This window comes from Dyadobacter sp. HNCC25DJ186, from assembly GCF_056895235.1.
Map to the genome: position 1 here is coordinate 105,939 of NZ_JBXHAS010000012.1, position 23,750 is coordinate 129,688.

The 23,750-nt window shown below is 37.0% G+C and carries 19 protein-coding genes; 10 read left to right on the plus strand and 9 right to left on the minus strand.

Going from position 1 to position 23,750, the window contains the following annotated elements:
• Positions 1–15 precede the first annotated feature (15 nt).
• Complete coding sequence (locus tag AC1XUO_RS25630) at positions 16–834, plus strand: AraC family transcriptional regulator (RefSeq protein WP_483332689.1); 819 nt, start codon at positions 16–18, stop codon at positions 832–834.
• 195 nt (positions 835–1,029) lie between these two features.
• On the opposite strand, the gene AC1XUO_RS25635 is transcribed toward AC1XUO_RS25630, so the two are convergent.
• Both AC1XUO_RS25635 and AC1XUO_RS25640 read right to left on the minus strand, forming a co-directional pair.
• Positions 1,030–1,371 carry a hypothetical protein gene (locus tag AC1XUO_RS25635; RefSeq protein ID WP_483332690.1) on the minus strand — a complete coding sequence of 114 codons (342 nt, stop codon included), beginning with the start codon at positions 1,369–1,371 and terminating at the stop codon, positions 1,030–1,032.
• A gap of 2 nt (positions 1,372–1,373) precedes the next feature.
• On the minus strand, positions 1,374–1,661 hold the full coding sequence (locus AC1XUO_RS25640) for a hypothetical protein (RefSeq protein ID WP_483332691.1): 288 nt from the start codon (positions 1,659–1,661) through the stop codon (positions 1,374–1,376).
• A 203-nt stretch (positions 1,662–1,864) separates the two neighbouring features.
• Here AC1XUO_RS25640 and AC1XUO_RS25645 point away from each other — a divergent pair, with 203 nt between their 5' ends.
• From AC1XUO_RS25645 to AC1XUO_RS25680, 8 genes are all read left to right on the plus strand, one after another.
• On the plus strand, positions 1,865–2,815 hold the full coding sequence (locus tag AC1XUO_RS25645) for a toprim domain-containing protein (protein WP_483332692.1): 951 nt from the start codon (positions 1,865–1,867) through the stop codon (positions 2,813–2,815).
• Between the two features lie 173 nt (positions 2,816–2,988).
• A complete protein-coding gene (locus tag AC1XUO_RS25650; protein ID WP_483332693.1) occupies positions 2,989–3,381 on the plus strand; it encodes a plasmid mobilization protein in 393 nt (130 codons plus the stop codon).
• Positions 3,366–4,670: a relaxase/mobilization nuclease domain-containing protein gene (locus AC1XUO_RS25655; protein WP_483332694.1), complete on the plus strand. Its 1,305-nt coding sequence runs from the start codon at positions 3,366–3,368 to the stop codon at positions 4,668–4,670. Before AC1XUO_RS25650 ends, AC1XUO_RS25655 begins: the two co-directional genes overlap by 16 nt.
• A 12-nt stretch (positions 4,671–4,682) precedes the next feature.
• Positions 4,683–6,671 (plus strand): conjugal transfer protein MobC, encoded by a 1,989-nt coding sequence (mobC, locus tag AC1XUO_RS25660; RefSeq protein ID WP_483332695.1) that lies wholly within the window; start codon positions 4,683–4,685, stop codon positions 6,669–6,671.
• A 134-nt stretch (positions 6,672–6,805) separates the two neighbouring features.
• The gene (locus tag AC1XUO_RS25665; protein WP_483332696.1) at positions 6,806–8,842 is read left to right on the plus strand and encodes an AAA family ATPase; all 2,037 of its coding nucleotides are present in this window, start codon (positions 6,806–6,808) and stop codon (positions 8,840–8,842) included.
• A 4-nt stretch (positions 8,843–8,846) separates the two neighbouring features.
• On the plus strand, positions 8,847–9,917 hold the full coding sequence (locus AC1XUO_RS25670; protein WP_483332697.1) for a hypothetical protein: 1,071 nt from the start codon (positions 8,847–8,849) through the stop codon (positions 9,915–9,917).
• Positions 9,918–9,961: 44 nt separating this feature from the next.
• Positions 9,962–10,663 (plus strand): restriction endonuclease, encoded by a 702-nt coding sequence (locus AC1XUO_RS25675; protein WP_483332698.1) that lies wholly within the window; start codon positions 9,962–9,964, stop codon positions 10,661–10,663.
• Positions 10,664–11,122: 459 nt separating this feature from the next.
• Positions 11,123–11,551, plus strand: coding sequence for a very short patch repair endonuclease (locus AC1XUO_RS25680; RefSeq protein ID WP_483332699.1), 429 nt, complete (start codon positions 11,123–11,125; stop codon positions 11,549–11,551).
• 137 nt (positions 11,552–11,688) lie between these two features.
• On the opposite strand, the gene AC1XUO_RS25685 is transcribed toward AC1XUO_RS25680, so the two are convergent.
• The 7 genes from AC1XUO_RS25685 to AC1XUO_RS25715 form a co-directional block, all read right to left on the minus strand.
• Positions 11,689–12,705, minus strand: coding sequence for an HNH endonuclease (locus tag AC1XUO_RS25685; protein WP_483332700.1), 1,017 nt, complete (start codon positions 12,703–12,705; stop codon positions 11,689–11,691).
• Between the two features lie 2 nt (positions 12,706–12,707).
• Positions 12,708–14,492, minus strand: a complete 1,785-nt coding sequence (locus AC1XUO_RS25690; protein ID WP_483332701.1) for an ATP-dependent nuclease — start codon at positions 14,490–14,492, stop codon at positions 12,708–12,710.
• A gap of 48 nt (positions 14,493–14,540) precedes the next feature.
• Entirely contained in the window at positions 14,541–16,298 is a 1,758-nt protein-coding gene (locus AC1XUO_RS25695; protein ID WP_483332702.1) for a response regulator receiver domain, read from the minus strand.
• A 20-nt stretch (positions 16,299–16,318) separates the two neighbouring features.
• Complete coding sequence (locus AC1XUO_RS25700) at positions 16,319–19,219, minus strand: ATP-binding protein (protein WP_483332703.1); 2,901 nt, start codon at positions 19,217–19,219, stop codon at positions 16,319–16,321.
• Positions 19,185–20,288: a DNA cytosine methyltransferase gene (locus tag AC1XUO_RS25705; RefSeq protein ID WP_483332704.1), complete on the minus strand. Its 1,104-nt coding sequence runs from the start codon at positions 20,286–20,288 to the stop codon at positions 19,185–19,187. The genes AC1XUO_RS25700 and AC1XUO_RS25705 overlap by 35 nt, the downstream gene beginning before the upstream one ends.
• A 460-nt stretch (positions 20,289–20,748) precedes the next feature.
• Positions 20,749–22,161 carry a tyrosine-type recombinase/integrase gene (locus AC1XUO_RS25710; protein ID WP_483332705.1) on the minus strand — a complete coding sequence of 471 codons (1,413 nt, stop codon included), beginning with the start codon at positions 22,159–22,161 and terminating at the stop codon, positions 20,749–20,751.
• A 281-nt stretch (positions 22,162–22,442) separates the two neighbouring features.
• The gene (locus AC1XUO_RS25715; protein WP_483332706.1) at positions 22,443–22,793 is read right to left on the minus strand and encodes a helix-turn-helix domain-containing protein; all 351 of its coding nucleotides are present in this window, start codon (positions 22,791–22,793) and stop codon (positions 22,443–22,445) included.
• A 240-nt stretch (positions 22,794–23,033) separates the two neighbouring features.
• Here AC1XUO_RS25715 and AC1XUO_RS25720 point away from each other — a divergent pair, with 240 nt between their 5' ends.
• A complete protein-coding gene (locus tag AC1XUO_RS25720) occupies positions 23,034–23,738 on the plus strand; it encodes a hypothetical protein (RefSeq protein ID WP_483332707.1) in 705 nt (234 codons plus the stop codon).
• The last annotated feature ends 12 nt before the right edge of the window (positions 23,739–23,750 follow it).

Genomic DNA, 23,750 nt, shown 5'->3' on the forward strand with positions numbered 1-23,750 from the left:
TTCAAAAAATGCGCAATGGAATATCAAGCAAAATATATAACCGAGGATATTAAACTTTCCTGTTACGAGGACAAGTTTTTCAAGTCGGATATCATGTTCGACCACCATATGCTCGTGTGGTTCATTTCGGGTGAAACCAAAATTGTGCAGGCAGATGCGACCTACCTTTTTAAGAAAGGCGATATATTCCTGATTCCCAGAAATCAACTGGCAACTATCATAAATTATCCAACCAATGGGCAACCGCATAAGACTGTGGTGATGCACCTGTCCATGGAAAGATTAAGAGACTTTTACGCCAACCTAAATGTGAAACCCAAAGTGTTGGAATCGCAGAAAATATATGCTTTCAGCGATCACCCTTTGCTTGAAAGCTGCCTTGCTTCGTTAGTTCCATACTTTGAAATGAAAGAACTTCCGAAAAATATTGCCATCCTGAAAATAACAGAAGCTATCAGCATTCTCAGGACAATTGACAGGGGTATAGACAGCGTATTGGCAAATTTTGAAGAGCCAGGGAAAATTGATTTGGCAGACTACATGGAAAGGAATTTTATGTTCAATCTTCCTTTAGAAAAATTCGGCTATCTGACAGGCCGTAGTTTGACAACTTTCAAACGTGATTTTAGCAAAATGTATAACACAACACCGCAACGTTGGCTTACACAAAAGCGATTGGAACTGGCACATTATCAATTTGTCGAAAAGAAAAAGAGACCAATCGACGTTTGCTACGAGGTTGGTTTTGAAAACTTATCGCACTTTTCTTACGCTTTCAAAAAGCACTTTGGGTATACACCTACCGACTTGACCGGGCAGCAAGTTCGCCGTTAAAAAATTGAGCTTAAAACGCGACTTGATTCATTGAGTTGCGTTTTAAGCTTTTGTGGCACGATGGCTACGATAGTTGTTTCTAAGATATTTCAATTAGGCTGGCCCAAACTATCGACGTTTTCGCTACACTTTTCGTATTGTGTAGGGACTTGACCAAACTCGGATCTTCATAACGCGGTTCTCCGAAATTTCCAATCATACAGACCAAGCATTGCGGAATGCTATATTACCCTTACCGTTGATTTCAACCGAAACCATGTAAGAGGCTCCCGTTTCGCAGGTTGTAAAGTCTATTTCACAACCATCAAGCATGTACATCTCATCCTGCTTTCTACGGTAAACAGTGAGTTGAAATTTTCGACCTGACTTCTGCTCTGTAAAATAGCAGCAAATACCCATGGTCTTTTTGGCCCAAATCTTAAAATCAAGCTTCGCTTCAAATTTGCCTATTGGAACCAGTGTAGCAATAAAAGGATACTCGGAAGGGTTGTGGCCGGCTCTGAGCCCCTGCAACCATGACATCACATTATTTTCCATAGCTAGCCCTGTGCGATCCTTTGAAGTTTTTCATTAAGCTCGGTCATATCTGCTTTTCTAAGAAGTTCCATACTAATAACTTCTATTTCCTGAAAACATTCTTTTGGGAGCGCGGCAATAATTCCGGGTTGGTCGGGCTTGTCTTTTTGCACGATGCCGTTTTCAATCAACTGGCTTAACAGCAGTGCTGTCTTTCTGGATATCGTCAGCGAAATCTTCACACTTTGATTCATCCCCGGAGCAGCCAGAAGTGTTTCATACATTCTGCTCATTTCAATCGTCGTTTCCATTTTTCAAAGTTTAGATTTTACATCATTGAATTGGGACAAAATTATTTTATCCATGCCACTTTATCCTAACGAAAATCCAGTCAGGATTGCGGGAAACAATGCTTTGAAACACCATTGATGCTTTCCCCGATATCCTGCCGAAAATGCTTTCAGGATAGGTTTGAGCGGCTGGACTTAGTTAACTTGACCTTGATATCTGAATTGTGGAAACGGAAAATGTGCAGGATATGGATTACAGAAACGAAAAAAGTCCGTTAGAAAACCTTAAGGAAACGGACATGGTAAACTTCCTGTATGAGCTGGGATTTCAGCCGGCTAAAATCAGGGGTAATGATTATTGGTACAGCTCACCGCTGCGTAATGAGCGGACTCCCTCTTTTAAAGTAAATCGCAGACTTAACAAATGGTTTGACCATGGTCTTGGCAAAGGCGGAAACCTGGTTGATTTTGGCATTCTGTATTACAACTGCTCAGTGGGTGAATTACCTCAAAAATCTTATAAAGATCTTGCTCTTCATCAGCCGTTTCTCCACTCCCCTAACCAACCACGCAAAGAACAGGAAAACAAGATCCAGATTCTGGATGTCAAACCCTTATTTTCAACACCGCTTTTCCATTATTTATCTCAAAGAAAAATTCCGTCAAAAATTGCAAGTGTACATTGCAAAGAAGTCGTTTATGACTTGGGAGGAAAACACTATTACGCCATCGGTTTTGAAAACAATTCCGGCGGCTATGAACTGCGCAATGCTTTTGTGAAATTATCCAGCTCACCCAAGGACTTCACCCTGATTGATAAAGGCTCAAAAGACATCCTGGTTTTTGAAGGTTTCTTTGACATGCTTTCTTACCTGGCTCTTTACAACAATCCAGGGAAGCAGCAGCAAAGCATTCTTGTTTTAAATTCTATTTCCTTATTCGAAAAAGTACGCTCTGTTCTTGAAACCCACGAGAAAATCAGCCTCTATCTTGACCGGGATAAGGCAGGGATGGACCAAACCCGGTACGCCTTATCAATCAGCGATAGGTATCGGGATAAAAGCAGTCTTTATCAACATCATAAAGATTTAAATGACTGGCTGGTTTCATCAGAATTCGTGCACCGAAAATACTTGAATCTCAAAAGAGGCCTGAACCCTAATGAAAGTCTTTAAGGCTTTTCAAAAGTCTGGAGGAGTCCGGTCTTTCCGACTCCGGCCAGATGTCAGGTTGTATCACAACCTATCTGGCGCCGCCGGCGGGGCTGCCGACTGCCTGTCACTCCGGAGTCGTGGGCAGGTGAGTTCTAAAAATAGAAAATTGTTGAAACCGTGAAAATGATTTTGTGATGAAAGAAGAAAACAACAACCGAACCAAATGGCTTCACCTCCGACTAAGTCCAGACGAATACGCGAAGGTTCATAGTCAGTTTAAAAGAACTACTGCCCGTAAACTCAGCGAATATGCCCGCAAGGTCTTACTGTCCAAACCTGTGACTGTTAACCACCGGAATGCTTCGCTCGACGAGCTGATGACCGAGCTGATCAGGCTCAGAAATGAGCTGACCGCTGCCGGAAATAACTTCAATCAGGCTGTCAAAAAACTCAATTCCCTAAGCCAGATTTCACAGTTTCGTGACTGGCTGATAGCATACGATTCCGATAAGAAAGAGCTTCTGGATCAGATCGAAGAGATCAAAAACCATATCGCTGTAACATCGAAAAAATGGTTGCAATCATAAAGACAGGAAACTCTTTGAGAAGGAGTTTTTACTACAACGAAAACAAGATAATTGAGGGAGTTGCCGAGTTTATTTCCGCAGGCAACTACCCTGCTGATGCCGAATCACTGAGCGAAAACCAGAGGCTGAATATGCTTTTGAAACTTGCCAATCTGAATGAAAATGTGACACGAAACAGTGTGCATATCTCACTAAATTTTGATCCGTCAGAGCAGCTTTCAAGGGACCAGCTCAGCGATATTGCAAAGACTTATATGGAAAAAATTGGGTTTGGGCAGCAGCCCTATCTGGTCTATCAGCATCAGGATGCCGCGCACCCACACATACATATCGTCTCTGTAAAAATAAGGGCCGATGGGACCCGGATCGAAACACAGAATATCGGCCGGAATCTTTCCGAAAAAGCACGTAAGGAAATTGAAATCGAGCATGGACTGGTGCGCGCCGAAGACAGCAGGCAACGCAAAATTTATGAGCTCAAACCTGTCAATGTACAGAAGGCTCAGTATGGTAAAACTCAGACCAAACGGGCCATTGCAACGGTACTTGAAGCGGTACTTCCCACTTATAAATATGTTTCATTACCAGAGCTGAATGCAGTGCTTAAACAGTACAATGTGGCGGCTGATCGTGGCAGCGAAGACTCACGCACTTACAAAAGAAATGGGCTCACTTACCGTATTCTGGACGAGCGAGGCAACAAAATCGGAGTACCGATCAAAGCCAGTGATTTTTATAACAAGCCTACCCTACCCAATATCCAACAACGCTTTCAGCTCAATGAAGCAGCCAGACAACAACACAAAGCGCGCGTAAAAAATGCCATTGATTTCGCTCTATTAAAACGTTCAGATGTTGATCTTGAAAAACTGATTCAGGCGCTGGAAAAAGACGGTATCAAAACGGTGCTTCGCCAGAGTGAGAAAGGCCAGATATATGGAATTACCTATGTGGATTTTCGCACTAAGTGCGTGTTCAACGGCAGTGATCTGGGTAAACAATACAGTGCTAAGGCTATCTCGGAACGCTGTGGCCACCAGCAGCAACAATCTAAGAAGCATGAATATATTCAGAGCCAGACGCCATCTACCGGCACCAATAATTCCGGAAATAACACTCAAAAAAATGGCCCGCTAACAAGGATATTCTTGGATTCGTCTGACAAGAATTCAGTCTCCGATGACTCACTTGATATACTTTTTCAGCCAACCTTCTCACCCGATCCAACGCCCTGGCAACTACGAAAAAGCCGTAGAAAAAAACAGCAAAAACAATCCCATTCACTTTAAAACAATACTATCATGGCTTCGAATACAGGAGAAAATGATCAGGCTTTACGCCGGATCCTGGACATGACAAGACTGATTAGCCTGGCCCTTTTAGGTCTGCACTTCTATTATTTTTGCTACACCGCCTTTGAGCAATGGAAGCTCGTTTCCACATTCAGTGACCGTATTCTGGAAAACATTTTCAAGACCGGTTTGTTCGCGACGTTTAACAGAACCAAACTAGTCGCACTTGCTTTTCTCGCTATTTCACTGCTTGGCGCAAAAGGGAAAAAGGAGGAAAAATTAAGTACAAAAATAGCATTGATCTACATTCTGATTGGTGTAGCAATCTACTTTTTTAACCATTGGATCCTCTCGCTGCCAGCGCAGCCGGTCTTTGTTTCGACCATGTATATTGCTGTAAGTGCCATTGGTTTCATGCTTATTTTGTCAGGCGGGACGATGCTTTCCAGAGTAATCCGTTTGAAAATAAATGGCCAGGATATATTCAATAAGGAGAACGAAACCTTTCCGCAGCATGAGCAGCTGATTGATAATGAATACTCCATTAATCTCCCTGCCAAGTATAATCTGAAAGGAAAAATCCGTAAAAGCTGGATCAACTTCATCAATCCATTCCGTGGACTTCTGGTGCTTGGCTCACCTGGTTCAGGCAAGAGCTACTTTGTCATCCGGCACGTGATCACCCAGCATATCCGTAAAGGTTTTTCCATGTTTGTTTATGATTTCAAGTACGACGACCTTTCAAGGATCACATATAATACCTGGCTTAAAAACAAGGATAAATACAAAGTTCCACCACAGTTTTACGTGATAAATTTCGACGATCTCTCCCGAACACACCGCTGTAACCCGCTGGATCCGGCAGGGCTCATCGACATTACCGATGCAGCAGAAGCTGCCCGCACGATACTGATGGGACTCAACCGCGAATGGATCAAACGACAGGGTGATTTCTTTGTGGAATCTCCTATCAACTTTTTGACAGCGATCATCTGGTTCCTTAGAAAATACCAGGATGGGGCGTTCTGTACATTGCCCCATGTGGTAGAGCTCATGCAGATTGAGCAGGATAAACTTTTTACAGTGCTCCGGACTGAACCGGAAATCCAGGCCATGATCAGTCCATTTGTGTCCGCATTCGTCAATGATGCTACCCAGCAGCTAGAAGGACAGATCGCCTCCGCACAGATTTCAATGGCCCGTTTGGCATCACACTCTTTATATTATGTTCTTTCTGGTAACGATTTCACATTGGATATCAATAATCCAGATGAGCCCAAAATCGTATGCATGGGTAATAATCCGCAGAAATTGTTGACTTATGGAGCTGTGCTTTCCTTATATATCACAAGGCTCATTAAGCTGGTCAATAAAAAAGGAAAGTTAAAAAGCAGTCTGATCTTTGACGAGTTCCCTACCATTTATCTGAATCACATGGACAGTCTTATTGCCACCGCGCGCAGTAATAAGGTATCCACTACCCTTGGAATCCAGGATTTCTCACAGCTCCGCAAAGACTACGGTAAAGAACAAGCAGATGTCATTATGAATATTACCGGTAATATTGTCAGTGGTCAGGTCTCCGGCGATACCGCCAAACAGCTTTCTGAACGCTTCGGAAAAATTATGCAGGACCGTACCAGCTTTTCCATTAATCGGACCGACACCTCCATCAGCCGGTCTAAACAGCTGGATTCCGCTATTCCACCATCTAAGATTTCATCGCTCAGTTCCGGTCAGTTTGTCGGAATGGTTGCCGATAATCCGGACCAGAAGATTGAGTTGAAAGCATTTCAATGTGAAATACTGAACGATCATGATGCTTTAAAAAAGGAAGAAGATGGTTTTGAGGACATTCCGGTAATTCGTAAACTTGACGAAGGAATTGTTCAAAGGAATTATCACCAGATCATCCAGGATGTGCAGGATATTGTACAGTCGGAGATGGAAAGGCTTTTAAATGATCCAGAAATGGTACATTTGGTGCTAAGGAAATGAAAATATACTAAGCTTAAATATCAAATTTATAGAGTTAGAATAAGTCAAGGCATTAAGTTCCGCCAGTTACTATGTCGCTAACTCAGAAAAGGAAATATTTGGATTGCTGCATTTAATAAAACGAAACCCTCTCTATGCCAACGAATAGTAGAATATTTAAGATTATTGCACTTAAACCATTATCAGGCTGTGCTAAGGAAATTCGCAAAATACTTCGTGAAGAAGAAGTATACTATTTCCATAGCAATTTTCAAATTGCTAAAAATGGGAATCTAGCATATACTACAACTTATCCAGAAAATCTTTATGACTCCAGGAAAATAAAACTAAGTTTTTCGGCTATTGCCGGAAAAAATGGCGCCGGTAAGAGCACAATTATTGAAATATTGTTGATGGCAGTAAACAACATTGCATGTCATTTTAAAATTAAACCAGATTTACAAACTGTTCATGGATTAAAGATTGAACTGTTTTTGCAAATGGGTACTTATCATCGAATTACGATAGATGGTATGAAAGTAGTCATGGAGGACTATGATGATTCTGGGACTTTACGTAAAAATAAAGAAACCGATAACATAAAGTTAAAATTACAGGATCTGTTCTATACTATCTGTATGAATTACTCTCACTACGCATACAACTTTGAAGATTACGGAAATAAAAATCAAAATGACTGGCTTACACCACTATTTCATAAAAATGACGCTTACCAAACTCCCCTGGTCATAAATCCATGGCGAGAGAATGGAGATATTATTATTAATCGCGAAAACGAGCTTGTGAAAGCAAGACTAGTTGCTAATCTTTTAAGGCCTTCACTTGAATCGACATATGACTTTAGAAATCTTACTGAGAACCTCCGAGCTGTATCATTAATTATAAAGGAAAACCGCTTCAAAGTCTACGACAGTGAGTTGTACAGGAAGAGAGCTAGTCCTGACTTTGAGAAGGATAATCCAATTAATCCAGTTTTATATAAGGACCTTAAACATTTACTAAAGGACAAAATCCTTTCTGGAATAAATAAGCAATTCGATTTTCGCTATGAGTCTTTAAAGTTGAATGCGGACGATACAGAAAAACTTGCTATGGATTACCTCATCAGGAAGCTTATAAGTATTTCAACCAAATATAAAGAATATTCCGAATATTATTCCCAAGAATACGATGACTTTAATTATCCAAAATTAACAGAATACCTTAAGCGTGTGGTACGAGACCGTAGCCACATAGGATTCAAATTGCGTCAAACCTTAAACTATCTTCGACATAAACATATAGGATCAAATCCAGAAGATTTAACATTAGATTCTCTATCAAAAAGGATACAGGATGTAATTGGGTTAAAGCCCAATTATAAAGATCAAATAATTGAATTGATTCCACCTCCCATTTTTACCATAGATATTGAGATGGCTGGTAAGACCATACCTGATAAGGCAATCACTCTTATGTCGCTAAGCTCCGGTGAAAAGCAAATGATATACTCTCTTAGCTCAATTCTTTATCACCTGTCTAATCTGGATTCGGTATCAGGGAAATCGGATACAAAAGTAAAATATAAAAGAGTTCATATAATACTGGAAGAGATAGAACTGTATTTTCATCCTGAGCTACAGCGCAATTATATTAATTTTTTTAGGCAAAGTATTTTAAGCTTGGAAATGAAATACATTAGAGAGATAAGCGTCTGCTTTGTTACTCATTCTCCATTTATTCTGTCCGACATACCCAACTCTTGCATAATGTTTTTACAAATAAAAGATGGTAATGCTATCCAGGTAAATCGTTTTCGGAAAACCTTTGCTGCCAATATACATGATTTGTTATCTGACGCATTTTTCATGGAAGAAGGAGTCTGTGGTGCATATGCTATCAAGCAAATAAATAAAACAATCAGTTTCTTAAATAATCATCTCGAAAGGAAAAATCTCGAAAAAATACTGGACAGTGACCCCAACAATGAACATCTTTTAGGCGAGATTAATGATCTAGATAATGATATTTACAATGAGAATCCTGAGAATCATGCTCTGTTAATTCAAAATATAGGAGAGCCTGTTATCCGAAGAAAATTGGAGGAAATGTACAGCGAAGCATTTCCAATTAGCGGTAAAGATAAAATCCTCGCTGAAATTTCACGTCTCCAAAAATTACTTGATCAATAATCTTATGCTGTACATTGATAAGAATAATTCCAATATCTCACAGGCAAGATCTATTCATGTACAGAAAATCTCTTGTCGGATAAAACGAAGGACAGGTGGCCCCAAATGTGAACGAAAAAATTGTGAAATATGCGTTGCAGGTGTGCACATAATCCCAGATGTGCCAAAGAAACTTCGAGATATTTTGCACGATGATTTTTTCTTAGAAGCAATTATCGGAGGCGAACCTGATCAAATTTATGTTATGGCAGAAATGCTATGGGATGAGCTAGTAGGTAACTTTCAATGGAATGAGTATGAAAACTTTCATAGATCGAGAAGGAAAAAGCAGACCAAAAGATCAGTTGAAGACAATATTTTAATGAAAAAATATGATTTACTTTATCAGCTCTTTTTTAAGATATTCGATTATGACAATTGGTTCCTTAATAGTGATAAAGCTTGCCACTACGATGCTTACCAGTTGGCTTCTGGATTAAACAGAAGCACTTGCACCTACTGTAACCGACTTTATACCAACACTATTAAGACTTACCGCAATGAAAAAATCATGCGACCGACCTTCGATCATTGGTTTTCGCATAGCAGACATCCGATGTTGGGATTGTCATTCTACAACCTTATTCCAAGTTGTTCCATATGTAATTCCTCTATCAGAGGAGCCCGAAATTACCTACTTTCAACGCATTTGCATCCATATGCTGACGCTAATGCCAGCAACGAGTTTCAATACCAATATCATTATTTCAAAAGCATAGATAAGTATGAAATATTTATTTCATACGCAACAGATTCGACGAAAGTCTTTCACACAGTAAACGATCTTAAATTAAAGGAAATGTATAATTCCCATACTTCGGAGCTTGCTGACATGATACAGATTAAAAAGGCGTATTCTGAAAAGTATATCGACAAGATGATCAATACTTTTTCAAATATAAGGTTGTCGCAAAAGGAAGCATATAGGCTTGCATTTGGAGTTGAACAAGATACAAACGATTTCTATAAAAGGCCATTAAGCAAGTTCAAAAAAGACATACTAACTAATCTTAATCTTTTAGACGATATACCATAACAATCGACCAAAAAAGATAATAAATTTATATTTTTAACTTAAGAATGAAAGATTGGAGGGTATTTGAACGACTTGTCGCATCCATGTTCGCGGATGAATACAGTCAATCGAACTATACAGTAATTCCTAATGCACGGATCAAGGGACACATAAGCGGTCGAAAGAGACAGATAGACGTTTTAATTGATTTTAGGTATGACGATGATCTAGAAAGGCGAATTATAATAGACGCAAAACATAAAATTCGACCTATTGATATAAAGGAAGTTGAATCCTTTGAAGGATTGATGAAGGATGTTAATGCAAAAAGGGGCTTTTTGGTCTGTTCGAACGGTCACACAAAAGCTGCTTTGAAAAGGGCACAAGAGCATATTGGAATCAGACTTTTATCTAATGACGAGCTATCGGATTTTGGTTCAACCTCTTGGGAAAGATGTGCTGCCCCAAATTGCAAAGACGGACTTGTACTATGGGATGCGACGCCGGGAGTATTTCATGATCATACTGTTACCGTACAAGCTACCGGTAAATGTGACGAATGCGGTAAATTTCAAATTTGGTGCTGGGGATGCGGAAATAAAATAGCCTTAAAAAAAGAAGACGAATGGCAATGTACTTGCAAAGGACCCTGGTTTTGGTTAACATCAATTGAGCCCGATAATGAAGACGGTACAATCTTCGGAAATTATCTACTGCTCGTTTTAGGAAATGGAACATGGGAAATAGTAGACAGAAGGCCAATTTGACACTCAGATTGATTATACGCTGTTTTTTTAAGACGATATATCTTCAAGAGTTAACATTATCTAAAAAAAATTGGAACTGAGAAACCTTTGAGTTTTGTTACTAAAAGGCCAATATAGCCAATCTGTTTTACCTTCAGTAAAACTTAACGTTGAACGATGTCATGGTCGAAAATAAAGAATTTTCATTAGGGCTAAGTTATTTCGATATTATCGACCTATCTGATTTAGACCTAAATCATTTCCTTATCTTGTCAACACGTGAAGAAATAATTGATTGGCTACAATGGAATGATCCCAACGGAATTTATTCCGATTCACTGTCCTTAGCCGAATTCGGAGCTATACTTTCAAAAGAGGAAGGAATTAATATAATACTGTCCCAAATTTCAGAATGTCGTTAACGAAATTTGTTATTTTTGCTATTTAATATTCCCGCAGCTCGATCTAATTTATTAACAAATGGCTGATATACACTCAGTTCATACTCGGAGCCACAACATGGCATCTATCCCTAGTAAGAATACAAAACCAGAATTATTAGTTAGAAAATTTTTGTTCTCGAGCGGATTTAGATATCGATTACATGTTAAAAAATTATACGGCACACCAGATATAGTTTTAAAAAAATACAAAACAATAATTTTCGTTAATGGTTGTTTCTGGCACGGACATGAGAACTGTAGCTACTTTTCTATCCCCAAAACCAGAAGCGAATGGTGGGCAAAAAAAATCAATAAAAATATCCTTAGACATGAACAAGCTATATCAGAGTTAAATATTTTAGGATGGAAGGTAATTACTATTTGGAGCTGTAAACTCAAGCCGAAGCTTGTAAAGCAATCTATGCACGAACTAAAATTAACAATTATTTCAAATAGAGAGATTTAATTTAATGTATCTGTTGCAAATAAACTAATTCACACGAATATCTCGTCTTAATTTCTTTTAAGATTCTAAAAAAAATCCTTTTACCTAAATAGTATTATAATTCTTCCTGAACAGCCTTTAGGTAGCTTTTCTTTTGCTCAATTATCATCGTCTAGTTTTGACGTGAAAATTTCCCATCTAGCTTTTAAACTGTCGAAATTAGGTAATCTATCTATCGAACATCTTAACTTTATTTTGTGATATTCAGAATATTCAGACATTGCCTTTCTATGGACATAAACACGCATGGTATCTGGATCGACTCCAATCAGGTCGAGATCAAATAACGTATGAATGTCCGCTCTAAGTAATAGACCGTTACTTGTATGGTTGTCTTTTTGACCTCTATATGGATTAATGTGTGCTGCTTCGATTATATCCAGAATGCGACATCCTGTGATAAGGCAATTTTTACCGTATAACTCTATAAGACTGTTTCTGAATGCTTGCTGTCCCCTTCTAACCCTAATTGATTGAATTATAGTATTTCGTTCGTCCAAAATATTAGGTCTGTAGATTTCAGCTTCCTCATCAATAATATTATCAAGTGACCGCATATTTCCATCGACAACGTCAAATTTCGCTATATGGCTATTCGGTAACAATCTCGACACTGAATTATCCAACCTTTGGATAGACATATTCTGATTATACCCTTTAACATAATATGGTCTTAAATCAAAAAGAAATACTTTATTAGGATCAACCTTAACAAAAGCGGAGCCAAAAAACGCTGTATATTTTTCAACAATAGATTCTAAAACCTCTGGCGTATTAAATTCATGCCCCTTATTGCATCTGTACTTTGGAAGAATTTTCTTTCTAATATCGATCGTACTCGATCCACATTGAGGACATTTACTTATATTTTTCTTATCTGTGAAACTGGTGATATCTTCAATCTGCGAGTATCCTAAAACAATTTTCTTATTTATAATAATAACCCTATCACCTTTCTTAACATTCTTATGATTAGCAACCTTGGTATCATAACTATAATGTTCATCAAACTTATCCCCATAAGAATCCACTGTCTGCATTGCACGATCAGAGTCTTCAACCGCTTTCAAAGCCCAAGTCACCTCACTCGAAGTCATATTATTTAAAATTGCCATAGTTAAGAATTTTTAAATCCTTCTAGGATATTAGCAATTTTTACAAAATTCTCGTCCTTTCTCTCGACAAAATTACGAATAAACATTTTATGTACAGAAAGAATGGAATTACCGTCAACACTACCGATTAGATGCTCAGTTAATTGAGCAAATTTTTGCTTTGTATTTTGATCGTCATTAAGCTTACCGATTTTGGAAATCGCCACTAAGTTCTCCGCATATTTTTGATCCCAGATAATATCTTCTGGAATATCGCCAGGCAAATAACTAAGATTTGAATTTAGATATTTTAGGTATTTTATTACCGATTTTCGCTTTTGAGCCAAATTGCCAGCATTTCTATTTCCGTCTAATCTGAAACCTAAATTTTTCAGTTCAATACATGTTTCGACCTTGACTACAGATGATAAAAATTCAAGACTCTCTAAATCGTTTTGAGAAAAAGTATTGGGATCAAATTTGTCCTTCCGTTTATCACCATCTAGCATAATAAATTTATACCTCTCATCCTCCTCCGAATACGAAACCGCTGCCTTATAGATACTCTCTCCTCCGCCTGGGAAAAATTTGACGGAAAATAAAATACTGTAATCTTGTGGAAGTTCGTTAATAACAGCTTCAATTATAAGCTTAGCCGTCATATCTTCAACAATAATTGACTTAGTGTCCTTTGTATTTACATCCACGCCTATGTTTTGAAAAGCTTCAAAATAACTGCATTCATTTTTGATGGAGAATTTATCATCTCCATCCTTGTAAAATAACTTAATGGCTTTGCTGGGTAAAAATTCAATCAATTTAGACGAATGGGTAGAAATAACAATTTGAAGTTTCTTTTTTAAAGTCCATTTTAGAAGGAATAACTTAAGCTGTTCCTGAGCCCCTGGGTGTAGAGAAGATTCGGGTTCATCCAAAATCACTAAAGATCCATCTTCGGCTTCTTTAATCTCGTGGACCAACATTACAACAGCAAATTCACCCCTTCCGGCAAATGCCTCGCTATAGTTTAAACTTTTTGTCTTAAAAAAAACAGTGGCTCCATCAGGACCATATAAATCATGAATTAATATTTTACATTCCAAGTAGGATTTGCCAAGAATTTTTGAAATATCATTTATAGTATCTTGATCTATATTTATAGGCAAACCGCTTTTTCTACCCCAGACTCCTGCCCTTGAATTATGATCTAATGCAAACTTTACGTGGCTCGAATATCTGCTTAAATAGTCTTGTTTGGTTTTAGCAGTTATTGTTGCTTTAAATTTGGCAAAATAAAAAAACTTGTCAAACGCGCTTAACTGAGCACGAAAATCCAAGTATACAACTTTTTTCTTCAGAGTGGGATTCCTTTTCCCATCTGGCAAAATGTCCATGTCATATTTTTTAATCGGCCTGGAAGGTTCCCAATAAAACGAACCTTTTGCAGTTCCTACCTGAGTCTTCACGACCTCAGCAATATTCCCGTCCTGTTTCTTGTAGCCATAGACAAAAGCAGGAGGATTACCTTTTTCCTTTGAAATTGGATCTACACGTGTAGAAAACCAATACTGGCCGGTACTGTAACCCTCTGGGGCACCATAAATAGCATGCAATGCTGAACTTTTTCCAGAACCATTTAAACCAGTCAGAACGGTTAATGGGAAATCAAAGTTTATTATAACATTCTCCTTTAAATTCTTGAAGAATGGGAAACGGATATATTCAATATAATTAGGGAATCCATTTTTGGATGATTTTAATTTCCAAATTGATTCAACAATAGCATTCTGTTCGTCTTGAAATTTCATTAGGACCGATCAATTTTATGAAACTGAGAAGTTAGGCTTTGAACGTCACTAATGTGGTAAATCAATACCGACAACTGTCCCGTAACTAAATGATTCATTTGATACTCTTTGAGCAAAAGACTCCTTTAGAGTAGTTTGATATTGTAACCTGATCTTTTTATTTTGATAATAAGAAAATAAATTCCGGATATCATTATCATCGATAAAAACTGTAAAAGGTTTACACTCCCATTCGATTGGAAATACTTTTCCATCAACCTTGATTACTGAATAAAAGTTTTTTTCAATATTTTTTAAAGCAGTAGTAGTATTTACCACTGTTGAACTCGTTCTCACGAAATAAAAATTATTATCTATTTTTGATGGGTCAGCACATACACAATGCGGTGTGATTGATAAAAAATACCCCTTGTCTAGCTCGCCTGCATCGGCAATCTCGAATACTTTAAATATGTCACCAAATCGTATTTTTTGATCTTTTTCAAGTCGATCAGTTATTAATATTGTGGAAAGTTTATTTCCCAACTGCAATAGTGATTCTTGAATCTCATTCGACTGAATTCTTGTAAGATTATTATCTTTTTTATATTTATCTAGGACTAAGAATATTTCTGGTTTGATATTTAAGTTATACTCAGATAAATCATTCACCCATGACTTGAGAAGAAAATCAAAAAATTCATTATCTGATTTATAATTCTCCATATGCTTAAAAAAGGCCTTCTCATCAACGCTTGATAAGTTCATTCCAATCTTTCTTACATCTTCCTTAAGACGATCCCGCATTTCTATACTTAATAGAGTAATAAAATTATGAGGAGCGCTAGAAATTAGATTACTGAATTTATCATAAACATTCTCCGCTGTAACAGACATCGGATTATATTCAATGCCAGGCTTAGAAAAAATTGTTACGATTGTATTATTAATTCTAAAACCTAAATCCATAGTTTTAATTCTTGCAAACTTATATTGTCCATTAGAATTAGTGCCTATAAGGTGATAGTAAAAGTCCTCTAATGGTAAATTCTTACTATCGACAAAAACTTCAATGAATACTTTTTTAAATTTCCTTTCAACACTTACGCTTTTCTCAATGTCAAAATATTTGCAAAACACATCCAGTATAGAAACATATGTAGTTTCATACATCGATGGAGTATGAATTACGTCACGTAACAACCTTAGAACTTCGTCATCTTCTAGAAATAACTGTATTTCGTCGTCAAGACCATCAATAGTTATAGTTTTTTTCAACTCTAAAACCGTCGAAGCAAATAATCCCCTAATCTTTGAGTGATTTTCATCTATCATTTGCTGCGAATAGCAGTTGAACTTAATTGCCAATGCTCCAACTATTTCAATGAAATCCTCAACTGGTTTTTGTGTGTAGATTATGATGAATGGTAATTTGTCGCTTACAATAACTTCTTCAATAATTCTTAGCGTACTTAAGTGTCCGCTATTTCCATCTAGTTCCCAGTCAATTACAAGTAGATCCTTATTATTAAGAAGGATATCAGGTTTCCAAGACTCTTCATAAGATTTGAAATGATAGATATCCAAATCACATTCACCATCATTACGGAAAGACTGATATAGCGCCCTTGGAATTTCTTTATTCAAAAGCTGCCTATTTCCAAACTTATCCAAGGACAGCGTAGCCTCAATTACATCTATTTCATTATCAAGCATATAAGGCTGAACAAACATGTCGTCAATACAAACTGCAGATTTTATTGACTTTTTAATGATAGCTTTTGAAATTGCTTCAAAAGTTAATTCTGGAGAGGTTGAATCTAACACTGATATATTTAAGTTATTATTTAAAACTGTTCACTGATAGATTGAGAATCTAGTTTTTTCTTAATAATGAAGCATGCACCTTTTAGAATATTATCTTCAATATTATTTGAAGCGTATATTTCATAACCGATAGAGTTCAAATTCTTTTTAGCCAGATATAAACCAATACCCCTACCATCTTTCTTTTTTGTAAAAAACAAAGTAAAGACATCATCAAGATAAAGATCCTCGATCCGTTCACCAGAGTTCATAATTAAAATTTTGTCATCTCTTAATTCAATTTTAATTTCACGGTTTTTTGAAGGAGTCAGCCAATAATTAGCGTTGTTAATAATATTAAGAAAAACCGGCTTTATGATTGAATCAAAAGTGAAAAATTCATATGATTGAAAGGAATCATTTACTTGGAAGTCTATATTATAAGAATCGAATTCGTTTTTAAAAAACTGACGAATATATAATTCAATCTCTCTACCAGTGATTACTGATCGAGTTCGGCGACTAGTTCTATATAATGGTCGCAGTAAGTTGTAATTTCCTTCTAAATGCTGGAACGCATTTTTTAATTGTGTATAACTCGGACTCAGTTCTGTATATTTTGTTGAATATATTTCAAAATTAAGTACAGCATTCTTCATTTGAGAATACATTATATTAAACTGATGGTCAATTATCTCAATGGAGATACCTAATTGTGCGAGTTCTTCATAATCTTCCAGTCTTTTTTGAAGTTTCTCACTTTGATCCTTATACCAGCCTCTCAAATAATCATCATCAACTTCAATACTGAGATTTTTAACTTGTTTAACAAATCCCCCAATTATTTCAACAATTCTATTACTCTGCTCATCAGTAATTCTATCAAGTAAAGTAATTTTCCTAGTCAAGTCTTCATTTGTGTCCTGCTCACCAACTTTCAAAGGAGAAGTTTTTTCAATAAAATCATTTAAATAATTTTCTTTTTCAATTTTAAGATCTTCTCTTTTTCGTTCAATTGCATCCTTAAGTTGCGTAGAATAATTAGAAAATATTTGATCTAATGTTTTTATATGTTTTTCAAAAATTGATGAAAATTCTAATTTTAAATTCTGGGTGTTTATTTTTTTCCTGTTAAGCTCTACAATGTTTAGACAAGCAGATATTTTTTGTTCTGCATCAATATATGCATCCTGAAATTCTCGATAGGTGTCTTCTTGTTTTCGGGTAAATTTTAAATCCTTAGGTGCAAGCATTCTCATGCTCCTATAAAGACTTCTTTTTTCATTCAGTTCTGAGACCAGAGAATTATAAATATTAAAATTCAATTCAATATTTAGGCTTTCTTTATTCAATGAGCTTTCAATTCTTTCTATGTCATTATTTAGTATTTGAATCTCATTTCTGTTAACCTCTAAATTTTGCAAAAACGAAGATTTCGTTTTTGCACTTTTCTTTTTTTCGGCTAGTTTTTGCCTATCAAACTTATCTTGTATATCTTTTATTTGAGTTGCTCTACTAGTATTATTGTCATTAGGGTCAGACGAAGTTTTTAGATATCTAAGTGCAATGTCTACAAAGAACGCTTTTAAATCATCTCTAAAATCTCGGTATGCTTTATTCTGAATAAATCCTTCTCGGCCGGCCTTATCACTTAGACCAGGATTAATAGATCGTGAAATGTCAATGTAGCCAACAAACCTTCTATGACTAAAGAAATATTCACCAGCCCTTTTGCTTCTTCTTTCCTCAAATCCTAAGAAGTCTGCATCAGGTCTACCATAAGGAAGTATTCTAAAGTTATCTCTATAAATGTATAAACCACCGAATTTATCAAGTTTTGAGTCTATTCTCCTATATTCTTCTTCATTAAGCAAAGAATTTTTCGGTACTCCCTCAAATTGACCCCACTGGATATTAAAGGGACCATAAGAAGTTGGGCCGAAGGGCCTAATAGGTTTAAATGTGTGCTTAAATATTTGGTTAAATACACGCAACTCACCAGTAAAAAAGCCATTGGCGTCAAAGCTTCCCTTAAGCCAATGATCACCCATTTGCATTTCCTGCGTTGTAAAAAAATCGTCAACTAAATTATATCTCCCTGCTGAATTATATATGTAAAAAGCAGTATCGAAATCTTTATTCGAGCCATTAAGATCGTTATGTAAGCCAGTTAATGTAGATCTTATATAGGTAACTGTTAGATCTTTTCCATAGTTAGAATTGGATTCTGAGTCTAATTCTAGTAATTGCTCATGCGGCTTAAATACTAAAAAAGAGGTTCCGTGATAACCTTCATTAAGAAAAGGTATTACAATCTCATCTTCAATAAAATCAGGAACAACTGCAGAATCTAAATCCGAAAGAACCAATTCTCTAATGAGAGTTTGTTCTTTCCATATATTTTCGGAAAAGTTCCGTTTAAATCTTTCACAAGCATCCTTGACATTAGAACGAAATTCATTGATCGATGAAAATGTAAAAATGGGTAACTCTAAGTCATCTAGAAAAAAATTATAATTTTCAAGTACTCGCCAGTCAATAAGTAGGCATTGTACCGGTTCATTTACCTTTTTTGTAATCATTAGAAGAGTACTTCCCAAGTAAGCCACAGAAAGTCGGCCTATTCCCTTTTCTCCCATGGGGGGTCTAACCTGTAGACCAAATTGGGGGTTAGTTGCTTGGCCTCTTGTTTTTGAGTCAGTACCTAAAATTAACCATTTTTCAACAATGTCGTGAAAGGTCATTCCAAATCCATCATCGGATAAAACGAAAAAGGGGGATGAACCCTCCCGGTATGATTTTAAATAAAGTTTACACTCAAGATTTGCAGCATAAGCATCATATCCATTTTTCCATAGCTCAGTTATAGCAGTGGGCAAATCTGCTATCTGACCTTTACCTAAAAGCTCAATTGCTCTTGCTTTCGCTCTGAACTGTGGCATCTCTAAAACTTTTTATTATACTGTGAGCAATTATATTAGCTAGGTTCGGAGGGACGGCGTTCCCGATCATTCTAGCTGTTACTACCATACTTGTTGATAGAAAATCATAATTTTCAGGAAATGACTGTAAAATGGCACCTTCCCTTATTGACAATGCTCTATTTTGTTCTGGATGTCCGAAGCGGCCATTCGAAAGACTATAAAATTTAGTGGTGATTGTTGGAGAAGGGCTATCCCAAAATAGGCGGCCGTAAACGTCTCTAAATGTATTATCCTTTCCTTGGTAGCACATTAGTTGAAGTTTCTCATCGTCCTTCCAAGCAAGCCTGGATCCACCATCCTTCGGAGTATTACGTATCCTACTAAGATTAATATCCTGCAATTTACCAGTCCAGTGCTTCTGCTGTGCATTGTTATCCCTATGACCTGCTTCGATTGATGGAAGATCAAAAATTGCATCACGAACTGTGCGTGGTTCCTTAGTAACCGGTTTTGGGATACTAACTGAGCTCGCCACTCTCGAAGCTATTAAGACATAGCGCTTCCTATTTTGAGGTACATTGTAGTAAGCAGCGTTTATAACTTTGTCTTCAAAACTATACCCTAGTGAACTAATGTGCTTTTTAAACTTTGTCAGCGGACTACCTTTTTTTTTATCTAGACCTGGCACATTTTCAATAAAAATAAAACCAGGCTTGAAATAATCAATGAAACGCTTGAACTCTTCAAGAAGCAGTCTGCCTTTTGATGATTTAGTCTTGTCTGTATTAATGGTGGTATAATACTGACAAGGGCTGCAACCAACAAATATCATATTATCAAGATTAGGTTGGATTCCTAGAATTTCGGCAAGATTTTCCGGCTGTAAAGTAGCAATATCAGCCTCAATGAAAATTGATCCTTTATTATTCTCCTCATATGTTTGCTTATAGCTCCTATCTATATCAATACCCGCCAGGACATTAATACCTGCTTTCCTGAATCCACTAGTCACACCCCCAGAACAACAAAAAAAATCTACCGCCTTGAGAATTAGGCCATTATCACTATTTACAATATCTTCACTCATATTTAAATCCAATTCTTGGGTTGGTAACAAGCTGTTATTGACTCAAGATCTTACTCTTACTATTTTTGTCAGTTTGCGGGTTATAATCTAGCAATTTAAGCTGAAAAAAATATTTAATTAGGATTATGGACAAAATTATGTTGAAGTATTATTTAGCGGTATTTCAAGAACAAATAATAAGTCTCAAAACTTAGAACCTGGAATGTTCATTTTTTGAATCCATTCTCAGACCTTTGTAAACCTTAGAGCTAGTTAAATTCTTCCTGGTATCGTTAGTTTGTCTAATCAAGATATGCAGAACATATGTACAATCTTAGCGATTAAAAAGCTCCGACAGAAAGAGAACGAGTAGCTTAAATTATTATCAAAACACTAATTTACTGGCTATAAACAATTTGAATATTACCTATTAACTCTGAATACGCAAGCCGTATTTGCTGACACTTCGGGCATATTAATTTCAAATCAGTGCCTCAAGATACTTCTTCATTTTCTCATCGTCAAAAGACCCGAGATAGGCCTGAGTAGTCGAAATGTTCTGATGTCCTAACGATTGGGATATAAAAGCAATAGGTGCCTCAGACTGTAAGAGTATAGTAGCGAAGGAGTGTCTGGCAGCATAGGTTGTAATGTCCATAGCTATATCCAATTTCTTTGCAATATTCCGAATATGCAGATTGGTAATCGTTACGATCTGCGAAACAGTACTTTTCTTCTGCTTTGCGGTCATGCCGGAATCCAAAAATGGAAAAACGTATGATTCCGGCGCGGTACTGTTGGTATACCTGTTTATGATGTTCCAGCTTTCAGCAAACAGGTTTATTTTTATCCGGACCTGATTGCCCTTTCTCGTTCGTGCTGTTTTTTGTCGAACGAAGGATAAGCTATTTCCTGCCTTGTCAATGTCCTTCCACTTGATATTGCAGATATCGGTGATATTCATCCCATTGCTCAGATATGAAAATACCCACAGATCACGACCTCGCTCTTCATATGAACCAGGCTCGCTCTGATAGCTGATGATCTTCATGACATCAGCCTTAGATAGGGCTTTTTTAATATTTGCACCAGCAGGAATGACATAACCTCCTTTCCCAAAAGGATAAAAATCTGAGCTCACAACCTTATCTTTAATCGCATCGTTAAAAACACTACGCAGTTGCCGGCAATATATTCCCACCGTCGTAAGCGTTGCCGGTGTATCGACGGCAGGAGCTTCTCCTTTTTTCAACTTCTTCTTTTTTGCTGCACGACCATAGAGAAGCATCCATTGTTCATAGGCCTTTAGAAAACCGGGAGTAACACGTTCAAATCTTAAAATTGCCGCAGCTTTTTCCGCATTCCGTTTTGCAGGTTTAGGAATATTTAGAAATCTGGATCTTTCAGCATCATTGAATGAAGAAATAAACCGTCTCAATGAAATACCCGTATCTCTGTAACTCGCAGCTGAACCAAGGCGTTCTTCACTTTCCATCGCCTTTGCTTTTAAATCAAGCATGCTTATCACGTCGTCTGACTCGATACGTATAGGTGGAGCTTCTACCTTTCCGTAATTTTCAAACGATTCACGAAACAGATCAAAAGTAAAATTCGGACCTAGATATCTGGTAATGTTACGTGCAAAAGGAACAATGCCCACTGGGTCAGTCTCCCGGCTCCATAGCTTATGCCAGACGTAAAGAAAATTGTCATCCTTGATTTTACCATCCGGTGATTCTTTCTCTGCATTTTTCTTTAACCGCTCCCACTCCGCCTTACTTACTTTGATACCTGTTGAAAACAATTTCTGCTTTCTTTCAAAGATGACGTTAAGCTTTATCTTATTATCATCCCTCCTGGTGTCGAAGAATAAATTCACTGTGGCCTGTTTCATGATACTACCATTTTGATTGAACATTCATTCAATTTTATGTGCAATACAATGTGCAATACAAATTTACGGATTAGACGACAAACAGACAACAAACAAAAATAAAAATATTTTATAAATGTCTAATTATCAGCATATTGAATAATAATAGACAAATATACAATAAGAAGAAAAACCATATTTTTACTGACTCATAATAAGTAAGTATTTACCGAATTGCGGCTGACCAATTTGATAATATTTAACGATGCGCGTTTTTATCAAACAAATCGTCAATTGACGAATCAACTCACCCTGCGAAGTCTTTTTCCGGCATTTTTCAAATACTCATCTGCTGCTTGATGTAGCTCCTCCGCAGTCTTTCTTCTGCCGTTTTTAATCCACGCATATAGTTCATCTTTCTCGAAGTATAGGCGCTTACCATTTTTATGCACTGGTATTTCCATCCTACAGACTTTACTATAGATTGTAGAGGTAGAAAGACTTAAAAATGACGCAGCCTCAGAAATCGTCATCAAATGTTTAGCCGAAGATTCGGAATACCCCAAACCCTCCAGATGCTTTTCAATCTGTGTTAGCCTGTCTCTGATTTCGCCTACCACTGCTGGTAAATTCTCAAAAGTAATTCGATCCATGTTAAAAATGTTTTAATTCCTAAAAATCCCATACACACAATTCCTCCACTCCAAACTTTTTCGGTATTATAAACGACCAAGTACAACATTAACTTTGCCTTTCTGCCTAACGACTCAGCAGCAAATGGTATGTATTTCAAACCAGACACTCACACAAAGTTAAATAAAATTATGACAAATAAATTATTTATCATAATTTTATTTAACTATATGAATGTTTGCAATAAAATCATCGTTAAAATGCAAAAGAAACTGCGATTAAGCTATAAGGTCTATTTCAATACACGACTTCAAAAGGTCTCATTTCACGGAGATTTAACAGCCCCGCTTTATATTCAATTAATTTATAGACAGAAGCCGCAATATTTTAAAAGCTCCTATTTTGATCAGCTGGGAAACCCAAAGTACACGGTCCGAAGCGTTCTGGGAAACTATGCCCCTATGATTAGACAGGTGAGCGATTCGGAAGAAAAACTTCTTGAATATCTTTCCGAAAAGCAGCAAGACAACGTCGATATCAATGCATTTAAGGCCGAATATTATTTCCTCAGTCAGGATTTACTTTTTCATCTCGAAGAGCATTTTCAGCGGTTTATGATTACATTCTTTCATGACGAGGGCCTCCCGGTTCTGGCATTTTTGATTTCCGAAGGTGGAAAACAGATCACTGCTGAACATATTTTGAATGATCTAAAAACGGGCCTGAATCACAAGCTCTTTGTAAAACTGACAGAAAATGCGGTTCACTATGCACCTCCCTATATACCTCTATGCGCATTTCTTCGAAGTATCCGTAGCCAGGCAGTGCCATTTCTATCTGTGCTTGATTGGAATTCAGTTGATTTTAGAAACGACTTTAAAACATTTCTAGACGCTGAATACCCCTCTTACCGCTTCGATCAAATTGACCAATACTTAAATCAGCTAAAAGAATCATTTCGCTGAGTAAAATACCTT